The organism is Tuberibacillus calidus DSM 17572, assembly GCF_000430685.1.
Taxonomy (GTDB): domain Bacteria; phylum Bacillota; class Bacilli; order Bacillales; family Sporolactobacillaceae; genus Tuberibacillus; species Tuberibacillus calidus.
In genome coordinates this window covers 66,799-86,811 of record NZ_KE387193.1, presented here as the reverse complement: position 1 = coordinate 86,811, position 20,013 = coordinate 66,799, and the positions used below count along the sequence as shown (strand labels likewise).

The following is a 20,013-nucleotide window of genomic DNA, read 5'->3' as shown; positions in this document are numbered from 1 at the left end:
TTCTTATGTCAAAGGCTTTAACCCCGAGACAGATTGTTGAAAAGCTCGACCAATACATTATTGGTCAGGATAAGGCTAAAAAGGCTGTGGCCATTGCCCTGAGAAATCGTTATCGCCGGCAATTATTGGATGAGAAAATGCGGGATGAGATTATGCCCAAAAACATTTTGATGATCGGGCCGACCGGCGTCGGTAAAACCGAAATAGCCAGAAGGCTTGCGCGACTCGTCAACGCGCCTTTTGTCAAATTGGAAGCCACCAAATTTACGGAAGTCGGCTATGTCGGTCGAGATGTTGAATCCATGGTCCGCGACTTGGTGGAGACGTCCGTGCGCCTTGTTAAAGAAGAAAAAATGGCTGGCGTCAAGGAAAAAGCTGAGGAGTTAGCCAATGAAAGGTTAGTGGAGCTTTTAGTCCCTTCTGCCAAAAAGGCCACATCACCAAAAAATCCTTTTGAAATGATTTTCGGTGGTGCCACTAATTCGGCGTCTACGGATGACGATGAAGAAAAAGCAAGTGTGAGAGAAAGGCGGAAGGAAATTCGCCAAAAGCTTGCGCGCGGCGAACTTGAGGATCAGCTTGTAACAATTGAAATCGAAGAACAACAACAAGGTATGTTTGACCTCTTCCAAGGGGCCGGAATGGAGCAATTAGGGTTCAATATGCAAGATGTGTTAGGAAATGTCTTGCCTAAACGAAAAAAAAGGCGTAAACTAACTGTTCGTGAGGCCAGAAAAGTCTTGACACAGGATGAAGCGCAAAAATTGATCGACATGGACGAGGTCACGCAAGAGGCCGTTTCACGGGCGGAGCAATCGGGGATTATCTTTATTGACGAGATCGACAAAATCGTCGGCAAAAATCATCAATCCGGGGATGTATCTCGGGAAGGGGTCCAGCGCGACATTTTACCGATCGTCGAAGGTTCAACCGTCATGACCAAATATGGTACCGTCAAAACCGACCATATTCTTTTTATTGCAGCAGGAGCCTTCCATATGGCCAAACCATCGGATCTCATTCCGGAACTACAAGGTCGTTTTCCGATTCGCGTCGAATTAAACAGCCTTACCGTTGATGATTTTGTGAATATATTGGTCAAGCCGAATAACGCTTTATTGAAGCAATATAAAGCATTGTTAAAAACAGAAGGTATAGATGTTGAATTTTCTGACGATGCTATTCATAAGATTGCATCCATTGCCTATGATGTGAACAAAGAAACCGACGACATAGGTGCGCGCCGGCTGCATACGATCCTTGAGAAATTACTGGAAGATTTGTTGTTTGAGGCGCCTGACATTCATCTCTCCCACATCACGATTACGCCAGAATACGTTGATGAAAAGCTTGGAACAATCGCAAGAAACCGCGATTTAAGCCAATATATTTTGTAATTACATACTAGGAGGATTTGAAAAATGAGTCTTTTAGAAAAAACACGTAAAATCAACAATATGTTGCAGAAAACCACAACACCCGTGAACTTCAATGAAATGGCGGAAACGCTGCGCGATGTGATCGATTCCAACATCTTTGTTTTGAGCCGCCGCGGAAAATTACTCGGCATGGCGCTAAAATTGGAAATCGACAACCCGCGCATGCAAGAAATCTTTGAAAAACGTCAATTCCCGACGGAGTATACGGAAAGCCTATTCTCAATCACGGAAACTTCCTCGAATTTGGATATTAACAGCCCGTACACGGCATTCCCAGTGGAAAATAAAGAATTGTTCCAATCTGGGTTGACAACCATCGTACCGATTGTCGGCGGTGGCGAACGTTTGGGCACGCTGATTCTCTCCCGCCTGAAGGAATCTTTCACAGAAGAAGATTTGATCTTGGCAGAATACGGTGCGACGGTTGTTGGCATGGAAATTTTGCGCGAGAAAACCGAAGAAATCGAAGAAGAAGCTCGTGAAAAAGCCGTTGTTCAAATGGCCATTAGCAGCTTATCCTACAGTGAATTGGAAGCCATCGAGCATATCTTTAATGAACTTGATGGTAAAGAAGGCTTACTTGTCGCAAGTAAAATTGCTGACCGCGTCGGCATTACCCGTTCGGTCATCGTTAATGCTTTGCGTAAATTAGAAAGTGCTGGGGTTATTGAATCGCGTTCCCTTGGCATGAAAGGTACTTACATCAAAGTATTGAACGACAAATTCTTAGTGGAATTGGATAAAATTCGTGGAGAATAAATAAGCTTGACAAAGAAATTGACGCGCGTGAGCGTTTCGCTATGAAACCTCATATGGCGTCAATTTCTTTTTTTATACAGGTAAGAAAGTGGATCGATTTATGGCTAAGCCGCTGGCACTGCCCCAAGTTAAGGCTTGGCAAAGTTAGTTACTTTAATTTATCCTCCATTTCCTCACGCATATGTTAGGCGTCCCAAACCTTGGGACTGACGGGAAATACCTCGCCCCGTCACCCTCGTGGCCAGAGTATTCCCAAGAATCTCCCTCCTTATTGCGTTGAAGGTAATCGCGACCCTCGGTTTTCCACAGACACACTTCTGTGAATATCCGCGATTTCGACATGATATGACATTTACTTCATAAATTAAACAAAAAAAGGAATGAAAATAGTAATTAAGACCCAAAGGTGTCCGGGACTATTGTATCGAATATTGTAGATTAAGAAATATTTTAATGACAAAATGTCAAATCTTGTTACAATATTGATAGATAAACAGTAGGGGATGAAAGTGAGGGCTTGCCATGGACCTTTTTTACCAAACAACCATTCCGCTGTTAGAGACGGCTTTAAACCGTTCAAGTTTAACGCAGCGCGTCATTTCCCAAAACATTGCCAATGTCGATACACCGAACTATAAAGCCAAACGGGTTGTGTTCAACGATCATTTGGAGATGGCGATTCGGGCTCTGCGCACCGATCCGCGCCACTTCAGTTTTAAAGGTGACACAAGCATTGGCCGAATTGAAACAGATAATAGCAGTACAGTACAGAATAACGGCAATAATGTCGACATGGATTCCGAAATGATAAATCTAGCCAAAAATCAAATTGCCTATCAAGCTTATTCGGAAGCTATCAGCCGTAAGTTTAATGAGTGGAAAATTGTTTTACAAGGAGGTCAAGGGTAATGGGTATGTTTGACGGCATCAACATTTCTGGTTCGGCGCTGACCGCTCAACGTTTACGAATGGATGTCATCTCATCGAATATGGCCAATGCCGATACGACGAGAGCACGGCAGGTCAATGGTGAATGGGAGCCTTACAGACGTAAAATGGTTTCATTCCAAGCAGAACCCCTCGCTTTTAGTGACCATTTAAACCTCGCTTTTAAAGAGCGTGCCGGACTATCCGGTGGTGTGCGCGTCAATCAAATTAACGAAGACCCTACCCCTTTTAAATTAGTTTACGATCCATCGAACCCTGATGCGGGTCCTGACGGATATGTCAAAATGCCCAATGTTGACCCGCTGCGTGAGATGGTGGATCTCATGAGTGCCACGCGTTCTTATGAAGCCAATGTCACGGTTTTAAACGCTAATAAAAATATGCTTATGAAAGCACTGCAAATCGGCAGTTAATGATCGATAACGAACCCTCGCAGCTATTTTGGAAGGAGAAAGAGAAATGACGTTCCCCATTCAAGTCTCATCGCTTACGCCGACTTCGTTTACGTCGCCTTCTACGAATAAGACGAGCGCAAGCGATGTTCAAAACACTTTTTCGAAAATGTTGAGCCAGGCGTTTAATCAAATCAATCAGTCCCAAAACGAGGCCGATCAATTAGTGACACAAATGGTAAACGGAAACGTTAATGATTTACATAATGTGATGATCGCCGTGGAAAAAGCTGAGATCATGCTCCGGCTTGCAGTTCAAGTTCGCGATAAGGCAGTTAGTGCCTATCAAGAAGTGATGAGAATGCAAGTTTAAGCCACATTTGGAGGAACCGTTATGAGAGAGAGAATGACAACCCTCCTAAGGAGTATGAAGCTCCGGTGGGAAAAGGTCACAAAGAAACAAAAAATCTGGCTTTTGGCTGGAGTGGTTCTTGTCATTGCGGTCATCGCGGTCGCCGTGGCATTATCCAACTATAAACATTACGTGCCGTTATACAGTGATCTGTCACCCGAAGAAACCGGCCAAATTAAGGACGTTCTGGATAGTAAGGGCATCCCTTATAAAATTAGTTCGGATGGGACAACGATCAGCGTTCCTGACGATCAAGTCAATAATTTAAAAGTAGATTTAGCCGCTGAAGGTCTTCCGAAAACTGGTCAAATTGATTATTCCTTCTTTGGAAAAAATGCGAACTTTGGAATGACCGATAAACAATTTGACGTCTTGGAACGAGCGGCTGTGCAAACGGAATTATCCAATTTAATTTCGGGGATTTCTGGCGTACAATCCGCCAAAGTCATGATCAACATGCCTGAAAAAAGCGTCTGGGTAACCGATAAGCCTGACCAAGCTTCGGCATCCATCGTTTTGAAGTTGAAACCCGGCTATACGTTGAAACAAGACCAAGTGGAAGGATTATTCCACCTTGTTTCGAAAAGCGTTCCGAATCTACCTGAAGATAATATCGTCATCATGGACCAGTATTTTAACTATTATGATAAGAACTCTTCAAATAATGCCGATTCAACTTTGTCGGTCTATCAGCAACAACAGCAAGTAAAAAATGATATTGAAAAAGGGATTCGGAATCGCGTGCAGCAAATGCTTGGGATGATGATGGGTAGCGACAAAGTAATGGTCAACGTCACGACTGACATTGATTTTACGAAAAAGAAGACTTCGGAGGACCTTGTTGAACCTGTTGACCCCAATACGATGCAAGGTTTGCAAGTTTCAACAGAACATATTACGGAAACGTACAAAGGTCAAGGTGCACAAGGTGTCGTTGGCACTGGTGATAACCAAGTGCCGAACTACCCATCTTCAACGAACGGCAACGGTGATTATTCACATGTCGAAGACCGCGTGAACAATGTTTTCAATAAAATCCATAACGACATTGAAGATAGCCCCTACAAGATTAAGGATATGGGCATTCAAGTTATGGTCGAGCCGCCGAACCCGAATGATCCAGCATCGCTACCGGCTCAGCGCGTCCAAGACATCAAACAGATTCTAAACGCCATTGTGCAAACGACACTTAGCGAAAATGGCGAAAACGGACTAACCCAAGATCAAATCGACGCGAAAACCGTAGTGACCGTAGAGAAATTCAACGGTAAAGCTCCCGAAGAGCAACCTGTTAAAACAGGACTACCGCTCTGGGTGAAAATTGCAGGTATCGCTATGGCTGTCGTATTGGTAGGATTCATCATATGGCTATTTCTTAAAAGAAGAAAAGCGCGTGAGGATGAGGCACCTGGTACTGTCATCCCATTTGATGTGCAGGAGACAAAAGATCTCATCGCTGCAAGTACTGAAATCAAACCTGAAGATGAGAAGAAGCAGCAGTTGGAGGATTTGGCACGAAAACATCCCGAGGAGTTTGCCAAACTGCTGCGAACGTGGATTTCAGAAAGTTGACATACTTTGCTGTCACTCTATTTATCTATTTTTCTTATTGATTGATTGGAGGCTTTGTCTTGGCGATTAAAAAAGGATTAACGGGCAAAGAAAAAGCGGCCATCCTCCTGATCTCCCTAGGTGCGGAGGTTTCCGCCCAAGTACTTAAACATTTAAGCGAACAAGAAATCGAACAACTGACACTTGAGATCGCCAATGTCCGCCGTGTCAACCAGGATGAAATCGATGAAGTAATCGAACAATTTCACCAAATTGCTCTTGCCCAGAAGTATATCAGCCAAGGCGGCATCGGTTATGCGAAACAAATATTGGAAAAGGCGCTTGGCAAAACCGCAGCCACAGATATTATCAATCGTCTGACGTCGGCATTACAGGTGAAACCGTTCGATTTTATGAGAAAAGCGGACCCACAACAAATTTTGAATTTTTTACAGCACGAACATCCGCAAACGATCGCATTGGTATTATCTTATCTTAATCCCGCGCAGTCCGGTCAGATATTATCCTCATTAGCGCCGGAATTGCAAGCGGAAGTGGCGCGGCGCATCGCTTTGATGGATCGCACCTCACCGGAAATCATCAATGAAGTGGAAATGGTGCTCGAGAAAAAGTTTTCATCTACGGTTTCCCAAGACTTCACGAAAGCGGGCGGCATTGAAGCTGTCGTCGACGTCTTGAATGGGGTGGACCGAACGACGGAACGAACGATACTCGACGCTTTAAGTATTCAAGATCCGGACCTTGCAGAAGAAATCAAGAAGCGCATGTTCGTCTTTGAGGATATTGTTGGTCTTGATAACCGGGCCATTCAGCGCATCATTCGCGATGTGTCAAATGATGATTTACTGCTCGCCCTTAAAACGGCTAGCGAAGAAGTGAAGAATGTGATCTTTCAAAACATGTCCGCACGGCGCGTTGAAACATTTAAAGAAGAACTGGAATATCTCGGTCCTGTTCGTCTCCGCGATGTGGAAGAAGCCCAAACAAGGATTGTCACTGTTATCCGGCGGTTAGAAGATACGGGTGAGATTGTGATCGCCCGCGGAGGCGGTGATGATGTCATTGTCTAATATATACAAATCCGTTTCATACGGTGAGGTGCGTCCCATTCAAGTGACGTCACCTCAACCAAAACGGATCATAGCAGAACACCCACCCGAAAACACGGCACATGACATCATCCAACAAGCGGTGAGAAAAGCAGAAGCCATCCATAGCGAGGCGGAACGCGAACGCGTGCGAGTGTTAGAACAACTCCAAAGAGATCAAGAAGCTTGGCAATCGCAAAAAGAGAGTGAAAGAGAAAAGGCGCGTCAAGAAGGTTATGAAGAGGGGTTTCGTCAAGGTATAGAGAAGGCGGAAGCCGAATGGGTCCACCGCCTTGAAGAAGCGAAAAGATTGATACAGCTCGCAGAGGAAGATTACAAAAAACATCTGGATGAATCGGAAAGAGTGCTCCTCGATTTAGCCATCGCGATTAGCGGCCGGATTGTTACGCAGGTATTGGCAAGTGACCCGGAAGCTTGGATCGATTTAGTCAAACGTGCCATACGGGACGTTAAGGATCAGACGGTGGTCCAAGTTCACGTTTCACCCGTTCGTTACGAAGCAACCTTGGCTTTTAGTGAGACGTTGCAAGCGGCTTCTCATGATGCCCGAATCCAAATTTTCCCCGATGAATCACTAGGGGAGAATGATTGTTATATCGAAACGCCCTACGGACGCGTGGATGCTTCCGTCGATCGACAGCTTTCCATTATTAAGCAAAAGCTCAAAGAATTTCTGGAGGCGGATTTGAATGGGAATTGACGCCCTTATTTCTCGGGTGACTGACATCGATCCGTATTACCGATTGGGGCGCGTTTCCCGAGTGGTTGGTTTGATGATTGAATCGAAAGGCCCAAAGGCGTCCATCGGGGATCTTTGCAAAATTCTCATCGGCCGCGATCATCCTCCAGTGTACGCTGAAGTCGTTGGTTTTAACGATGAACATGTGCTGCTGATGCCCTATACAAATATCCACCGGATTGCACCAGGGTGTTTAGTAGAGTCAACGGGAAGACCGCTTGCTATCAAAGTTGGTGACGCTTTAAAAGGCCGTGTCTTGAATGGTCTCGGCATGCCGATGGATGGAGGCGAGCTACCGGCAGATTTGTGCGAATATTCAACCCACCAACCGCCGCCAAACCCATTGGACCGCCCGAGGATTCACTCCCCTTTGACTGTCGGCATACGCTCGATTGATGCGCTTTTGACGGTTGGCAAAGGGCAACGCATGGGCATTTTTGCAGGGAGCGGGGTTGGCAAAAGCACGACCTTGGGGATGATTGCCAGGAATACATCAGCAGATTTAAACGTGATTGCATTAATCGGCGAACGGGGGCGGGAAGTATTAGAGTTTATTGAAAATGATCTTGGCGAGGAAGGGTTGAGGCGTTCCGTTTTGGTTGTGGCAACCTCTGATCAGCCAGCTCTCATGCGAATTAAAGGAGCTCTAACAGCAACAGCGATTGCCGAATATTTTCGCGCGCAAGGTCAAGATGTCCTTTTGATGATGGATTCTTTGACAAGGGTGGCCATGGCGCAGAGAGAAATTGGACTAGCCATTGGCGAACCGCCAACGACAAAAGGCTATACCCCCTCTGTTTTCGCCTTGTTGCCACAGCTTCTGGAGCGAGCCGGAACGAGCCGTGACGGTTCTGTCACCGCTTTCTATACCGTTTTGGTTGATGGCGATGATCTCGATGAACCGATTAGCGATGCGGCTAGAGGAATCTTGGACGGCCACATCGTTTTAGACAGGCGGTTAGCAGAAAAAGGCCAATATCCCGCTGTCAATATTTTAAAAAGCATCAGTCGCGTCATGACATCAATTGTATCGAAAGAAGAACGGGAAGCGGCCAACCGTTTCAGAAACTTGCTCGCTCAGTATGAGGAGGCGAGCGACTTGATTCAAATCGGCGCCTACAAAGCCGGAAGTTCTGCGGAGATTGATGAAGCGATTCGCTTTTATCCATCCATCATACGCTTTTTAAAACAAGACGTCACAGAAAATGTCACCCGTGATGCAGCTGTTCAGCAATTACTCTCGGAATTCGGAAGAGGGGAATAAAATGGCGTTTCAATATCGATTTGAAAGACTTTTAAAGGTGAACGAAAGCGAGAAAAGACAATTGGAACAAATTTATCAAGACCTCTTTCGTTTGCTCGAAGAACAAGGCAAAAAACTCGTCGACTTAATGAAACGAAAAGAAATGCTGATCAAGCGGTTTGAAGGCGAAAAGAAAAAGAAAATGTCCATCATGGGTGTGCGCGAACATATTCACGCGCTTGAAAACATTGGTCACAAAATCCATGCGGAACAATGTCAATACGAAGCGCTCCGCACCCGCCTTGAACGCTTAAAGGCGGAGTTAACCGATAAGGCGATCGAAATTAAGAAATATGAAAAGTTGAAGGATGTACATTTCGCTCATTATGAAGAAGAACGGAAACGCAGTGAAGCAAAGCAAATGGATGAAGCGGCTCAGCGTGCCGTTCTTAAACAGTAAGGGGATAGATAGATGACCGATTCCATTGGATTAAAGATCATTAAAGGCGTCTTGGTCGTCATGATACCCATCCTTTTTATTCTCACTTTTGCCATTTTATTTTTAAAAATTGCTGGCTTTGATGTCAAAGAGGAAGCTCACCAGCTTATGAAGCATCTTCCTTTACTTTCTCATACCGCAGAGAAAAAAGAGGCATCTTCAGCAGCTGCGTCTACCATCGCTGCACTGAAAAGCCAAGTTCAGCAATTACAAAAGGACTTAGAGGCGAAAAATCAGCAAATTGCAAGTCTTAACGGCCAAATTAAGGATTTAGAGACAAAGGACAACGCCGCATTAACTGAGCAAACGCCAAATCAGGAAACGCAAGCAAAATCCGAAACGATCGCCCAAGTCTATCAATCAATGGATCCGGCAAAGGCGGCAGCCATTCTATCTGCAATGAAAACGAGTGAGGCGGCCAAATATCTAAACATGATGAACAATTTAACGAAAGCAAAGATATTGGAGCAAATGCCCGCTGATCAAGCAGCAAAAGTGACGCCTCTCTTAAACGGGTCGACTCAGAAAGCGGGATCAGCTAACGGTGGAGCTTCAGGCAATTAAACATGCGCCGTGAAAGGAGGTGAAAACATGACGAACGGAATGGCCATCTATCCTAAACCGCCTCAATTTCTGCCAAGTAGCGGACCGCTGTCCAAGACATTTGGAACTTTTGATGCGCAAACATCGTTTAAAGCCACCCTCGTTGGTGCTGATGATAAGCAAAAAGGTTCAGCAAACCTTCTTATGGCAATGAAAGATCTTGTACAAGCGGTGCAAGCATTTGGTAATCAATTGAAAAATACGGATCTTCCGGCGAACGTGAAAAACGATTTTCAACAATGGCTGGGTAAACTGCAAAAAATAACGGAAGAGGCTGTTAAGGCACCAACTTCATATGCTCTCATGCCGGGCAAAGGTCTATACGAATTAAAACAGGCTTTGACGGAGTGGGGATTTGCGATTAAGGAGTCTGGAGAAGTTAACCCTTCTATAAAGCAGGCGGATTGGGAAAATTTATTGGAAAAATTCAAGGCACTACTTGAAAACTTTTTTTGGTTTCCGATAAATGGTAATAACCCGCCTCTTATGATGGCTTTCGGAACGCCAATCTCATCGGATGCTGAAGACGTCACAAATGGGTTCACACGAAACATGATAGACCGTTTTCTTGCTAAACCGACAGCAACGGTTTCATCCGCAAACGTCCCAGATGGGCAAAGGCTAAAAGCTGCTATAAATGTGAGCTTCGATCGCTCGCTACATGTACTAAGAAACGGACAAAACGGTACTGAGGCAAAAGAAACTTATCGCCTTCTCGGCCATGATCCAAGTGAGCAAGCACTTTGGTTTAGCGGTCCTATGAATGAAGTGCATCAGTGGGCCGTTCATACAAACGGGAAGCCGCCTGCTATCGATACACAAATCATCGATGCCGTCAAAGCATTGATGGCAAAAGGCATGCTGAAACCGTTACCTCAAGGTGGTTTGCAATTATCCATTCAGCTAAAACCAGAGCATCTTGGTACGATCAATCTGGTTTTGACGGAAAAGGATGGCGGACTGACAGCGGTTTTAACGGCTCACAATGAAGTAACGAAAGATCTCATCGAATCACAGCTTTCGCAATTAAAACAATCATTAGCAACACTTGGTATTCAAATCCAAAAAGTGGATGTTTTGAATGCGTATGCCTTGCCATCAAATGCCTATACGTCGAATGGGTATCCTGGCGAGCATCCCGGCTCCGGCCGGAATCATCAAGAATATAAAAACCAGGAGCAAAATCAGGATTCTGAGGATACAAAGCCTTTTGATGATTGGTTAACCGAAAGGGGGATCCGCTTATGAATATCGATCCAACGCTGTTATGGGGATCATCGACGCCCCAACGGCAAACCGGTTCACAGATTCTTGGCAAAGACGACTTTCTTAAACTTTTAATCACGCAACTGCAAATGCAAGACCCTTTACAACCTATGCAAGATAAAGAGTTTATTTCACAAATGGCAACATTTACCTCATTGGAGCAAACCAATAACATGACGAATTTGCTCACCCAATTTGTGCAAAGTCAAACGCAAAATTTGCTCAGTTCGCAGGCAGAAGTGATTGGCAAAACGATTACTTGGACGGATCAAACGGATGATACGAATGATGAACAAACCCTTTCTGGCATCGTCCAAGCAGTGACACTTAAAGATGGCAAGCTTTTATATGTCACTCAGGATGGTCAAGAAGTTGACCCACAAGCGGTGATACGCATTGAAGTGACGCAACAACCCGTTCCAGCTACATCGGGAACGGAAGGGGCATAAGTGATGGCGGTCGGGCCGATTCACCCATATGTCAGCTATCCGAGGATCAAAGCGCCGCCTGCACAACCGTCAAAACCAACGACGCAATCATTTCATCAAGTTTTTAACGAAGCGGTTACCCAGCGTGAAACCACTTTAAAAATAAGCAAGCATGCCGCACAACGCATGGCCGAGCGACAGATCACGTTTACACCGAAGGAATGGGAAGAAATTTGCCAAAAAGTCCGTGAAGCGAAATCCATGGGCATTAAAGAATCGCTTGTCGTCACGAAAAAAGAAGCGCTCGTTGTCAGTCCGCAAAACGAGACCGTTATTACGGTGCTTCATCGACATGAAGCTTCAAAACAAATTTTTTCAAATATTGATGGGGCGATCCTTTTAGATTCTTAAAGGCTGGACCATCTGGGAGCCTTTGGCACATGCTGAAGGACAGAGGCTGTGCCCGAAGATCGTCTCAAAACAGGGGGTATCATAATGCTTCGATCCATGTATGCCGCAATCAGCGGTTTGAAAAATTTCCAAACAAAACTGGATGTTATTGGGAATAACATTTCTAATGTCAGCACCTATGGTTTTAAGAAAGGGCGCGTGACGTTTCAAGATCTTTTAAGTCAGCAAGTCTCCGGTGCAAGTGCCCCGTCCTTTAATCGCGGTGGTGTCAATCCGCAACAAGTCGGCCTCGGGTCTAAGATCGCAAGCATTGACACGATTACGGAGCAAGGCAACTTGCAGACGACAGGCCGTTCCTTGGACCTTGCGATCTCAGGTGATGGGTATTTCGTCGTTCAAGATGGTTTTAATCAATATTTTACCCGTGCCGGCAATTTTTATCTTGACCGGGACGGCAGCCTCGTGAATGCCGATGGCTTGAGGTTAATGGGGTACGGTTTAGACGCCAACGGGGCTTTAGATAAGACTCGGTTGCAAAAACTTACCATCAATGAACAAGCCATTCATCAACCGATGACGAAATTCATCACGTTGACAGGGAATTTAAAACCCGATGATTTTATTGACCTTGCAACAGGTACGGCAAAGGCCGGTAATTTTACCACAGATTTCAAAATTTTTGATGCGAACGGCAAAGGTCATGACGCAACAATTGTCTTGGATACGCCAACATCTTCTCAAATTGACCCAGCCGATCCGTCAAAAGGGTATTATGTCAAGTCTTTGACATTTACCATTACCGCTGCCGGTGATGGGACGCCACATACAGGTACGATCAACTTTAAACCGGACGGGACCGTCGAATCCATTACGCCGACGTCAGATACATTTAATTTCGGGGCTGATGGGGTCGTAAATATTCAAAACTTAGACTTCGATACACTTACCTTGTTGAGTAATATGCCTGAGAATGCGGATATTGTCGGCGATGTCGCCACGTTGGACAGCTTTAGCATCGGTTCATCCGGCGAAATCTACGGCGTCTTATCCGATGGCTCTGTGCAATTGTTGGGGCAAATCGTTCTTAGCCAATTCAATAATCCCGGTGGCTTGACGAAAGCCGGCAGCAATCTCTTTAAAGCGTCCGCAAACTCAGGTGAGCCAATGATTGGCACGGCCATCGATGCGGGATCAACCATTCAACCTGGGGCGCTTGAGATGAGCAATGTCGATCTATCGGAAGAATTCACCGGAATGATTGAAGCCCAACGCGGATTTCAAGCGAATGCCCGCGTTATCACGACTTCAGATCAAATTTTACAAGAATTAGTCGATTTGAAACGATAAAAGGAGGGCGGCCGGTTTGGGAAGGGGGTAAGCCTTTATGAAATCCCCCTCCCGGCCATGACAAACATGATCGTGTTAACGCGGCTGAATGGTAAACCTTTTTCCTTGAATGCGTTTTTAATTGAACAAATCGAGGCATTGCCGGATACGACGATTACTCTAGTCACGGGTAAAAAGATTATCGTTAAAGAATCAGAAGAAGAAGTCCGAGAAAAAATCGTTGCGCTATATCGCACGATCGGTTTAGTTTTCGCCCCGCAGATGCACAAGGAGGATGACGCGTGTTCAAAAGCAAAATCGTGAACTTCTTAATTTTATTCATGGCTTTTGCCATTATCGTAGCTATGGGTGTATTTTATTATCTTAACAATAAAGAAGCAGCCGCCGCGAAACCTCCCGCCATCAATGATATTGTGGATCACTTGTCGGTAGAAACGGAAGAGATGACAACGAATCTGAAGGATGATAAATTTATCCGGATTAAATTCATGATGCAAGTCTCAAGCAAAAAGGCGAAAGAAGAATTGGAAAACCGCCAATTCCAAGTGAAAAATACGATTTTGTATCTTTTAGCCAATATGACCGAGAAGGATTTGAATGGTCAGGAAGGTTTAAAGAAATTGGAAAGTGAATTGGAGACGAAGCTGAATGCCTTGATGGAATCCGGAAAAATCGTCCATGTCTATACAACCGAGAAAATCATTCAATAACGGGTGAATCACCGGCTTATGTACATAAGGGGGGGTGAATCCTATGGCCGAAATTTTATCACAATCCGAAATTGATGCTCTGCTCTCCGCCATTTCGACCGGAGAAATGGATGCGGAAGAACTAAAGAAAGAAGAGTTGAAGAGGAAAGAGAAAATTTATGACTTTAAACGGGCCTTGCGCTTTTCAAAGGATCAATTTCGTAGTTTAACGCGCATACATGAAAATTTTGCCCGACTGTTAACCACCTACTATGCTTCACAATTGAGATGTTATGTACATATTACGGTTGCATCCGTCGAGCAACTCCCTTATGAAGAATTTGTACGTTCCGTTCCTTCGCTCACCATTTTAAACGTTTTCGAAGCGCCGCCGTTAGAAGGACGCATGTTGATTGAAGTGAACCCGAACATTGCTTATGCGATGCTCGACCGTCAACTCGGCGGAATCGGTTCGAGCTATAATAAAATCGATAATCTCACCGAAATTGAAACAAAACTGATCTCGCAAATTTTTGAGAAAAGCTTGGAACCTTTTAAAGAAGCTTGGTCATCGGTTATTGAACTAGAGCCGACCATGCAGGCGTTTGAGGTGAATACGCAGTTTTTGCAAATGGTTTCACCAAATGAGACCGTTGTCGTCATCTCCCTTTCTGTGACGATCGGTGAGGCGAGCGGCATGATGAATATATGTATTCCTCATGTGGTACTTGAGCCCATCATTCAAAAACTATCACTCCATCAATGGATGACTGAGAAAAAGAAGCAACCGACATCAGCAGATACCGCCCAATTGACCCGGCATATCAAAGAAGCAGCCGTCGATGTTCAAGCGATCCTCGGTACCACTGTTTTAAAGATACAAGATTTAATAGCATTAGATGTTGGGGATGTCATCCCTCTTAATCGCCGGATTAACGAGCCGCTGATCTTAAAGGTCGGCGAGATGCCGAAGTTTTACGTTCAACCCGGCAAATTCAAAAATAAATTAGCTGTTCAAGTTATGGATATCTATGAGGAAGGGATTGAAACGGATGAGCCACAATGATGGGATGCTCTCACAGGAAGAAATTGATGCCCTCTTGGGAGGAGCGGGTTTGGCTAATACCGCCGATGATGGATCTGAAGAAGCCTATTTAACTCACATGGAAATGGATGCGATTGGTGAAATCGGCAACATTTCCTTTGGCAGTGCATCGACCGCTTTATCGACGTTACTGAATCAGAAAGTGGAAATTACGACGCCGACCGTCTCCATTATTAAAAAGGAGAATTTTAAAGAGGAATTCCCGTACCCGCATGTTTCCGTTAGGGTGGAATACACCGAGGGCTTTAAAGGTGAAAATGTCTTACTCATTAAGGAACAAGATGCCGGTATTATCGCCGATCTCATGCTTGGCGGAAACGGAACTCCAGCAGCGGAAATCAATGAGATACACCTTAGCGCCGTCCAAGAGGCGATGAACCAAATGATGGGCTCATCCGCAACATCCATGTCCATGATGTTGGATAAAAAGATCGATATTTCACCACCACAAATTGAAATTTTAAATGTACAGGAAGATAAGGGAACCGAACAAATCCCTGATGAAGATGTATTCGTTAAAGTCTCTTTCAAACTGAAAGTCGGCGATTTGATTGATTCGAACATCATGCAGCTTATGCCGATTGACTTCTGTAAAGAGCTCGTCAATACCATGGTGATAAATGACTCGGATATCAACCATGACCCGTCCGCAACAGAACATGAAAAGGCTTCGTCCCCTGAAACCCATTCGCAGGCTGTTGAAGGTCAAAGCGAACCGGTTTCTGAAGCGTCGATCGTGCCAGATGCTCAAGCATCTTCGAAAGGAACCAATCGACTGACGCAGTCATCGTCCGTACGTGTGCAACCAGCCGCTTTCAGTGAATTCCAAACGCTGGATACAAGCTTTACGGCGTCAAATAATATCGATTTGCTGCTCGACATTCCGCTTACCGTAACGGTCGAATTAGGACGAACAAAAAAGACCATCAAAGATATTTTGGACTTGAGTCCTGGAGCTGTCGTGGAATTAGATAAATTGGCCGGCGAACCAGTTGACGTGCTCATCAATCATAAACCGATTGCAAAAGGTGAAGTGGTCGTCATTGATGAAAATTTCGGCGTGCGCATTACAGAAATCATCAATAAGCGCGACCGGCTGGAAAAATTAAATTAGAAAGACATGTTTTGGGGAGGACCTTACAATGGGAAAACGCATTCTTATCGTAGATGACGCTGCATTTATGCGGATGATGATTAAAGATATTTTGGTTAAAAACGGGTTTGAGGTTGTCGCTGAAGCGAGCGATGGCCGGGAAGCGATTGAAAAGTATCAAGAATATAAACCCGACCTCGTAACGATGGACATTACCATGCCGGAGATGGACGGCATTACGAGCTTGAAGAAGATTCGGGAGTTGGACCCGCAAGCCAAAGTGATCATGTGCTCGGCGATGGGGCAACAAGCCATGGTTATTGATGCGATTCAAGCCGGTGCTAAAGATTTTATTGTTAAACCGTTCCAAAATGATCGCGTGATCGAAGCGATCAATAAAACCCTTGGGTAGTGTAAGGCGATGGCAGAAAGTTTTAGACGGCTTATATTGGGCATTTGCTTAGCTATAGCAGTTCTCTTCCTTGTTCCTGAAGCATCGATTCATGCCGAAAGTCATCAATGTGAAACCGTTAGCGATTGCTTGCAAAAGTCATCGGATCAAAAAAGCGAGCCGGCATCCGATCAAAATAAAAAGCAAGTCACAACGGATCAGGCGGAGACGAATACCAGTAGCTCTCCGTCAACATTTATGACGTTGATTAAATTAATCGCCTCCTTAGCGATCATTTTAGGCTTAATTTATGGATTATATCGCCTGCTTGCCAAACGAGCCAAAGTCTTTAAACAAACCGGCCCGATTAAAACTATCGGCGGCGTATCCGTCGGACCGAATCGCTCCGTTCAATTGATTCGTATTGGCGAGGAAATTTTAGTGGTTGGTGTCGGCGAGTCCGTCCAGCTTTTAAAAGAAATAAATGACCCTATAGTGGTCGCAGGATTATTGGAAGAAGAACATGAAGTAGCGACTAGCATGCCCAAGAATGTCTCAAAAGTGCTTCATTGGGTAAAGGAACAAACTGGCCTATCAAAATCAGAGGGGCAAAAAGAGGGCAGTATCACACAAAGCTTCAGCGATGAATTACAACGATTGTTGAGAACGCGCACCGATGAGATCGAGAAAAGAGTCAAGAAAGGACATAAACCATGATACCGGGCATTGACACGGATTTTCTGTCTCAGCAACCACATGATGTCACTTCAACAATGGGCTTGCTTATTTTGCTGACCGTGTTGACGCTGTCTCCGTCTATTCTTATTTTGATGACTTCTTTTACCCGAATTGTCATTGTTTTATCATTTGTCCGGACGTCACTGTCTACGCAAAACATGCCGCCGAACCAGGTGATTATCGGACTGGCCTTATTTTTAACCTTTTTTATTATGGCGCCGGTAATCGGCGATGTGAACAAAAACGCCGTTCAACCGTACTTGGATCATAAAATTACCCAAAAAGAAGCGATCAAAAGGGCAGAAGCGCCACTGAAAAGTTTTATGGCTAAGGAAACTCGACAAAAAGATTTGCAACTGTTTTTGGATTACGGGAAATACAAACAGCCAAAGACTATTCAAGACATTCCCCTGACCGCGCTCATCCCGGCGTTTACAATCAGTGAGTTAAAAACCGCCTTCCAAATGGGGTTTATGATCTTTATTCCGTTTTTAATCATTGATATGGTGGTAGCCAGCGTCATGATGGCGATGGGGATGATGATGGTGCCTCCGGTCATGATTTCTCTGCCTTTTAAAATTTTATTATTCGTCATGGTCGATGGATGGTATTTAATCGTAAAGTCGCTTTTGGTTTCTTATTCTTAGAAATGTTCGCATCATGTCGACCTTCGAAGCCGCAAAGGTTGTGAATGTTCGATGAGCATGGAATTTGTCATTAATATTGCCGAGCGTGCCGTCATGACGACGCTCTTTATCGCTGGTCCTCTTTTGATTATTGCGCTCGTCGTTGGTTTAGTCATTAGCATCTTCCAAGCGACGACGCAAATTCAAGAGCAGACGCTCGCTTTTATCCCGAAAATTATCGCCGTCCTCGTCGGGCTCGTCATTTTCGGACCTTGGATGCTTTCGCAAATCTTATCCTATACCGAAAATATCTTTCTAAATTTGTACAAATTCGTAGGTTGATATGGAAATCATACAAGCACTACCGGCATTTTTGCTCGTACTCGTCCGTTTAACATGTTTCTTTCTGACCGCGCCTGTTTTTTCATATCGAACCATTCCAGCCCCATTTAAAATCGGACTGGCTGGAGTATTTGCCTATCTGATTACTTTAACACTTGACCCCGCTCAGTTCATGATCAACAGCCATTACGCTTTATTAGTGTTGAAAGAAGCCACCGTTGGGTTGACGTTGGGGTTTATGGCTGGTTTGCTTTTTTACGCGGTCTACACGGCTGGGGCGTTTATCGATTTACAAATGGGCCTTTCCATAGCGAATTTAATTGATCCAAACAGCGGTGTCGCCACACCCCTGACAGGACAATTTTTATACATTATCATGATGGTTTTTCTATTTACAGTCGATGCCCATCACATGCTTCTTAATGGAATATTTTACAGCTTTCAAATGCTTCCACTCGATCAACTTTCACTGCGATTTGATGGAGGCGTCGTCCATGAGATGGTACTTGTTTTTGTGAAAATGTTTGCCATCAGTTTTCAAATGGCATTGCCGATTGTCGGATCGCTCTTTCTCGTTGATCTAGCCGTTGGGATCATGAGCCGGGCTGTCCCGCAGCTTAATGTTTTTGTCGTCGGTTTGCCGCTGAAAATTGGCGTCGGTTTAGTCATATTGTTCATCCTTATGCCGCTTTATGTGATCATCTTCCGGGAGATCTTTCAATCATCGACCGATCTATTGCATGAGTTGATGACACTTTTGGGGAGTTCGCCATGATGCGTTTAAACATTCAATTTTTTGCCGAGGAAAAAACCGAAAAGGCGACGCCGCGAAAACGGAGCGAAACGCGGAAAAAAGGCCAGGTGTCCAAGAGTAACGACCTTGTCGGGGCCGTCACATTATTTACATTGTTTCTGACTTTTCTCTTTGCCATTCCTTGGATGGGCAAACAGCTGGCCACGATGATGACGGATACCTTTTCAAAAGGGCTTCTCGAGCCGCTTTCTGAAGAAGGAATTCACCAGTTATTTACCGAACTCGCGTTACAATCCGGAAAAATCGTTGCACCGATTTTATTGGTAAGTTTCGTTACCGCGATTTTCGCCAATCTCATGCAAATTGGTTTTATTTTTTCAGGAGAAGCCATCAAGTTTAATTTCAACCGCATCGACCCGGTTAGCGGTTTTAAACGCATCTATTCCATAAGAGCCATCGTGGAACTGCTCAAATCGCTCCTAAAAATAGCAGCAGTCGGATTCTGCACATTTTTCATCATTTGGATGCATGTCGATGACATTATGAGTCTGGCGCGGAAACCTCTTGCGGAATCGCTCGGCATAATCGGTCAAATCACTTTTCAAATGGGACTTTCAGCAGCCATTGTTTTATTGTGTTTAGCGCTTTTGGATTTTATCTATCAACGATTTGACTACGAAAAAAATATCCGCATGACCAAGAAAGAGGTTAAGGATGAATATAAAAAAACTGAGGGGGATCCGCTCGTCAAATCCAAGATTCGGGAAAGGCAGCGGCAAATGGCAATGCGCCGGATGATGCAAGAGGTGCCGAAAGCCGATGTCATCATAACGAACCCGACACACTTAGCCATTGCCCTCGTTTACAAAGACGGCGAAATGGATGCACCGACGATTGTGGCCAAAGGCGCCGATTTTGTCGCTTTAAAAATTAGAGAAATTGCAAAAGAAAATGGTGTGCCGATAGTGGAGAAGAAAGAATTGGCGAGAGCATTGTACCCGCTTGAAATCGGCATGCAAATACCGGAAACGTTTTTCCGGGCCGTCGCTGAAATTTTGGCTTATGTCTATCAGCTTAAAGGAAAAAGAGTCGAGTGAAAGGGGTGAGG

The 20,013-nt window shown here is 44.7% G+C and carries 25 protein-coding genes; all 25 read left to right on the top strand.

Annotation, left to right across the window (positions count from 1 at the left end; all coding sequences use genetic code 11):
• Positions 1 to 5 precede the first annotated feature (5 nt).
• Positions 6 to 1,397: an ATP-dependent protease ATPase subunit HslU gene (gene hslU, locus H532_RS0114560; RefSeq protein WP_027726061.1), complete on the top strand. Its 1,392-nt coding sequence runs from the start codon at positions 6 to 8 to the stop codon at positions 1,395 to 1,397.
• Between the two features lie 24 nt (positions 1,398 to 1,421).
• Positions 1,422 to 2,198 carry a GTP-sensing pleiotropic transcriptional regulator CodY gene (gene codY, locus H532_RS0114555; protein ID WP_027726060.1) on the top strand — a complete coding sequence of 259 codons (777 nt, stop codon included), beginning with the start codon at positions 1,422 to 1,424 and terminating at the stop codon, positions 2,196 to 2,198.
• A 522-nt stretch (positions 2,199 to 2,720) separates the two neighbouring features.
• Positions 2,721 to 3,107: a flagellar basal body rod protein FlgB gene (gene flgB / locus H532_RS0114550; RefSeq protein WP_027726059.1), complete on the top strand. Its 387-nt coding sequence runs from the start codon at positions 2,721 to 2,723 to the stop codon at positions 3,105 to 3,107.
• On the top strand, positions 3,107 to 3,559 hold the full coding sequence (gene flgC, locus H532_RS0114545) for a flagellar basal body rod protein FlgC (RefSeq protein WP_027726058.1): 453 nt from the start codon (positions 3,107 to 3,109) through the stop codon (positions 3,557 to 3,559). Before flgB ends, flgC begins: the two co-directional genes overlap by 1 nt.
• Before the next feature lie 46 nt (positions 3,560 to 3,605).
• Entirely contained in the window at positions 3,606 to 3,911 is a 306-nt protein-coding gene (gene fliE, locus H532_RS0114540) for a flagellar hook-basal body complex protein FliE (RefSeq protein ID WP_027726057.1), read from the top strand.
• Between the two features lie 54 nt (positions 3,912 to 3,965).
• Entirely contained in the window at positions 3,966 to 5,522 is a 1,557-nt protein-coding gene (gene fliF / locus H532_RS0114535) for a flagellar basal-body MS-ring/collar protein FliF (protein ID WP_425426301.1), read from the top strand.
• Between the two features lie 59 nt (positions 5,523 to 5,581).
• Positions 5,582 to 6,592: a flagellar motor switch protein FliG gene (gene fliG / locus H532_RS0114530; RefSeq protein ID WP_027726055.1), complete on the top strand. Its 1,011-nt coding sequence runs from the start codon at positions 5,582 to 5,584 to the stop codon at positions 6,590 to 6,592.
• Positions 6,579 to 7,331: a flagellar assembly protein FliH gene (fliH, locus tag H532_RS0114525; RefSeq protein ID WP_027726054.1), complete on the top strand. Its 753-nt coding sequence runs from the start codon at positions 6,579 to 6,581 to the stop codon at positions 7,329 to 7,331. Before fliG ends, fliH begins: the two co-directional genes overlap by 14 nt.
• The gene (fliI, locus tag H532_RS0114520; protein WP_027726053.1) at positions 7,321 to 8,634 is read left to right on the top strand and encodes a flagellar protein export ATPase FliI; all 1,314 of its coding nucleotides are present in this window, start codon (positions 7,321 to 7,323) and stop codon (positions 8,632 to 8,634) included. The genes fliH and fliI overlap by 11 nt, the downstream gene beginning before the upstream one ends.
• A 1-nt stretch (position 8,635) precedes the next feature.
• The gene (fliJ, locus tag H532_RS0114515; protein WP_027726052.1) at positions 8,636 to 9,073 is read left to right on the top strand and encodes a flagellar export protein FliJ; all 438 of its coding nucleotides are present in this window, start codon (positions 8,636 to 8,638) and stop codon (positions 9,071 to 9,073) included.
• 12 nt (positions 9,074 to 9,085) lie between these two features.
• Positions 9,086 to 9,676, top strand: coding sequence for a MotE family protein (locus H532_RS0114510; RefSeq protein ID WP_027726051.1), 591 nt, complete (start codon positions 9,086 to 9,088; stop codon positions 9,674 to 9,676).
• Between the two features lie 27 nt (positions 9,677 to 9,703).
• On the top strand, positions 9,704 to 10,963 hold the full coding sequence (locus H532_RS0114505; RefSeq protein WP_027726050.1) for a flagellar hook-length control protein FliK: 1,260 nt from the start codon (positions 9,704 to 9,706) through the stop codon (positions 10,961 to 10,963).
• The gene (gene flgD / locus H532_RS19085; RefSeq protein WP_051263362.1) at positions 10,960 to 11,430 is read left to right on the top strand and encodes a flagellar hook assembly protein FlgD; all 471 of its coding nucleotides are present in this window, start codon (positions 10,960 to 10,962) and stop codon (positions 11,428 to 11,430) included. The genes H532_RS0114505 and flgD overlap by 4 nt, the downstream gene beginning before the upstream one ends.
• A 3-nt stretch (positions 11,431 to 11,433) precedes the next feature.
• Positions 11,434 to 11,820: a TIGR02530 family flagellar biosynthesis protein gene (locus H532_RS0114495; RefSeq protein ID WP_038112628.1), complete on the top strand. Its 387-nt coding sequence runs from the start codon at positions 11,434 to 11,436 to the stop codon at positions 11,818 to 11,820.
• Positions 11,821 to 11,904: 84 nt separating this feature from the next.
• A complete protein-coding gene (locus H532_RS0114490; protein ID WP_027726048.1) occupies positions 11,905 to 13,167 on the top strand; it encodes a flagellar hook protein FlgE in 1,263 nt (420 codons plus the stop codon).
• Between the two features lie 66 nt (positions 13,168 to 13,233).
• A complete protein-coding gene (locus H532_RS0114485; protein ID WP_027726047.1) occupies positions 13,234 to 13,470 on the top strand; it encodes a flagellar FlbD family protein in 237 nt (78 codons plus the stop codon).
• Complete coding sequence (locus H532_RS0114480) at positions 13,449 to 13,877, top strand: flagellar basal body-associated FliL family protein (protein WP_027726046.1); 429 nt, start codon at positions 13,449 to 13,451, stop codon at positions 13,875 to 13,877. The genes H532_RS0114485 and H532_RS0114480 overlap by 22 nt, the downstream gene beginning before the upstream one ends.
• 43 nt (positions 13,878 to 13,920) lie before the next feature.
• Complete coding sequence (gene fliM, locus H532_RS0114475) at positions 13,921 to 14,922, top strand: flagellar motor switch protein FliM (protein WP_027726045.1); 1,002 nt, start codon at positions 13,921 to 13,923, stop codon at positions 14,920 to 14,922.
• A complete protein-coding gene (gene fliY, locus H532_RS0114470) occupies positions 14,909 to 16,075 on the top strand; it encodes a flagellar motor switch phosphatase FliY (protein ID WP_038112626.1) in 1,167 nt (388 codons plus the stop codon). The genes fliM and fliY overlap by 14 nt, the downstream gene beginning before the upstream one ends.
• 28 nt (positions 16,076 to 16,103) lie before the next feature.
• Positions 16,104 to 16,466, top strand: coding sequence for a response regulator (locus tag H532_RS0114465; RefSeq protein ID WP_027726043.1), 363 nt, complete (start codon positions 16,104 to 16,106; stop codon positions 16,464 to 16,466).
• A 9-nt stretch (positions 16,467 to 16,475) separates the two neighbouring features.
• Positions 16,476 to 17,162: a flagellar biosynthetic protein FliO gene (locus tag H532_RS19080; RefSeq protein ID WP_051263361.1), complete on the top strand. Its 687-nt coding sequence runs from the start codon at positions 16,476 to 16,478 to the stop codon at positions 17,160 to 17,162.
• Positions 17,159 to 17,830, top strand: a complete 672-nt coding sequence (gene fliP, locus H532_RS0114455) for a flagellar type III secretion system pore protein FliP (protein ID WP_027726042.1) — start codon at positions 17,159 to 17,161, stop codon at positions 17,828 to 17,830. Before H532_RS19080 ends, fliP begins: the two co-directional genes overlap by 4 nt.
• Positions 17,831 to 17,881: 51 nt before the next feature.
• Complete coding sequence (fliQ, locus tag H532_RS0114450; protein ID WP_027726041.1) at positions 17,882 to 18,151, top strand: flagellar biosynthesis protein FliQ; 270 nt, start codon at positions 17,882 to 17,884, stop codon at positions 18,149 to 18,151.
• 1 nt (position 18,152) lies between these two features.
• Positions 18,153 to 18,926, top strand: coding sequence for a flagellar biosynthetic protein FliR (gene fliR, locus H532_RS0114445; protein WP_027726040.1), 774 nt, complete (start codon positions 18,153 to 18,155; stop codon positions 18,924 to 18,926).
• Positions 18,923 to 20,002 carry a flagellar biosynthesis protein FlhB gene (gene flhB, locus H532_RS0114440; RefSeq protein WP_027726039.1) on the top strand — a complete coding sequence of 360 codons (1,080 nt, stop codon included), beginning with the start codon at positions 18,923 to 18,925 and terminating at the stop codon, positions 20,000 to 20,002. Before fliR ends, flhB begins: the two co-directional genes overlap by 4 nt.
• Positions 20,003 to 20,013 lie beyond the last annotated feature (11 nt).

Coding starts and splice junctions, on each gene's coding strand:
- fliE (WP_027726057.1), top strand. CDS start 3,606: ATGACGTTCCCCATTCAAGTCTCATCGCTTACGCCGACTTCGTTTACG.
- H532_RS0114495 (WP_038112628.1), top strand. CDS start 11,434: ATGGCGGTCGGGCCGATTCACCCATATGTCAGCTATCCGAGGATCAAA.
- fliP (WP_027726042.1), top strand. CDS start 17,159: ATGATACCGGGCATTGACACGGATTTTCTGTCTCAGCAACCACATGAT.
- H532_RS0114465 (WP_027726043.1), top strand. CDS start 16,104: ATGGGAAAACGCATTCTTATCGTAGATGACGCTGCATTTATGCGGATG.
- fliF (WP_425426301.1), top strand. CDS start 3,966: ATGAAGCTCCGGTGGGAAAAGGTCACAAAGAAACAAAAAATCTGGCTT.
- fliI (WP_027726053.1), top strand. CDS start 7,321: ATGGGAATTGACGCCCTTATTTCTCGGGTGACTGACATCGATCCGTAT.
- fliQ (WP_027726041.1), top strand. CDS start 17,882: ATGAGCATGGAATTTGTCATTAATATTGCCGAGCGTGCCGTCATGACG.
- H532_RS0114505 (WP_027726050.1), top strand. CDS start 9,704: ATGACGAACGGAATGGCCATCTATCCTAAACCGCCTCAATTTCTGCCA.
- fliM (WP_027726045.1), top strand. CDS start 13,921: ATGGCCGAAATTTTATCACAATCCGAAATTGATGCTCTGCTCTCCGCC.
- H532_RS0114510 (WP_027726051.1), top strand. CDS start 9,086: ATGACCGATTCCATTGGATTAAAGATCATTAAAGGCGTCTTGGTCGTC.
- H532_RS0114485 (WP_027726047.1), top strand. CDS start 13,234: ATGATCGTGTTAACGCGGCTGAATGGTAAACCTTTTTCCTTGAATGCG.
- fliY (WP_038112626.1), top strand. CDS start 14,909: ATGAGCCACAATGATGGGATGCTCTCACAGGAAGAAATTGATGCCCTC.
- fliR (WP_027726040.1), top strand. CDS start 18,153: ATGGAAATCATACAAGCACTACCGGCATTTTTGCTCGTACTCGTCCGT.
- hslU (WP_027726061.1), top strand. CDS start 6: ATGTCAAAGGCTTTAACCCCGAGACAGATTGTTGAAAAGCTCGACCAA.
- fliH (WP_027726054.1), top strand. CDS start 6,579: ATGTCATTGTCTAATATATACAAATCCGTTTCATACGGTGAGGTGCGT.
- H532_RS0114490 (WP_027726048.1), top strand. CDS start 11,905: ATGCTTCGATCCATGTATGCCGCAATCAGCGGTTTGAAAAATTTCCAA.
- fliJ (WP_027726052.1), top strand. CDS start 8,636: ATGGCGTTTCAATATCGATTTGAAAGACTTTTAAAGGTGAACGAAAGC.
- flgD (WP_051263362.1), top strand. CDS start 10,960: ATGAATATCGATCCAACGCTGTTATGGGGATCATCGACGCCCCAACGG.
- H532_RS19080 (WP_051263361.1), top strand. CDS start 16,476: ATGGCAGAAAGTTTTAGACGGCTTATATTGGGCATTTGCTTAGCTATA.
- flgB (WP_027726059.1), top strand. CDS start 2,721: ATGGACCTTTTTTACCAAACAACCATTCCGCTGTTAGAGACGGCTTTA.
- flgC (WP_027726058.1), top strand. CDS start 3,107: ATGGGTATGTTTGACGGCATCAACATTTCTGGTTCGGCGCTGACCGCT.
- codY (WP_027726060.1), top strand. CDS start 1,422: ATGAGTCTTTTAGAAAAAACACGTAAAATCAACAATATGTTGCAGAAA.
- flhB (WP_027726039.1), top strand. CDS start 18,923: ATGATGCGTTTAAACATTCAATTTTTTGCCGAGGAAAAAACCGAAAAG.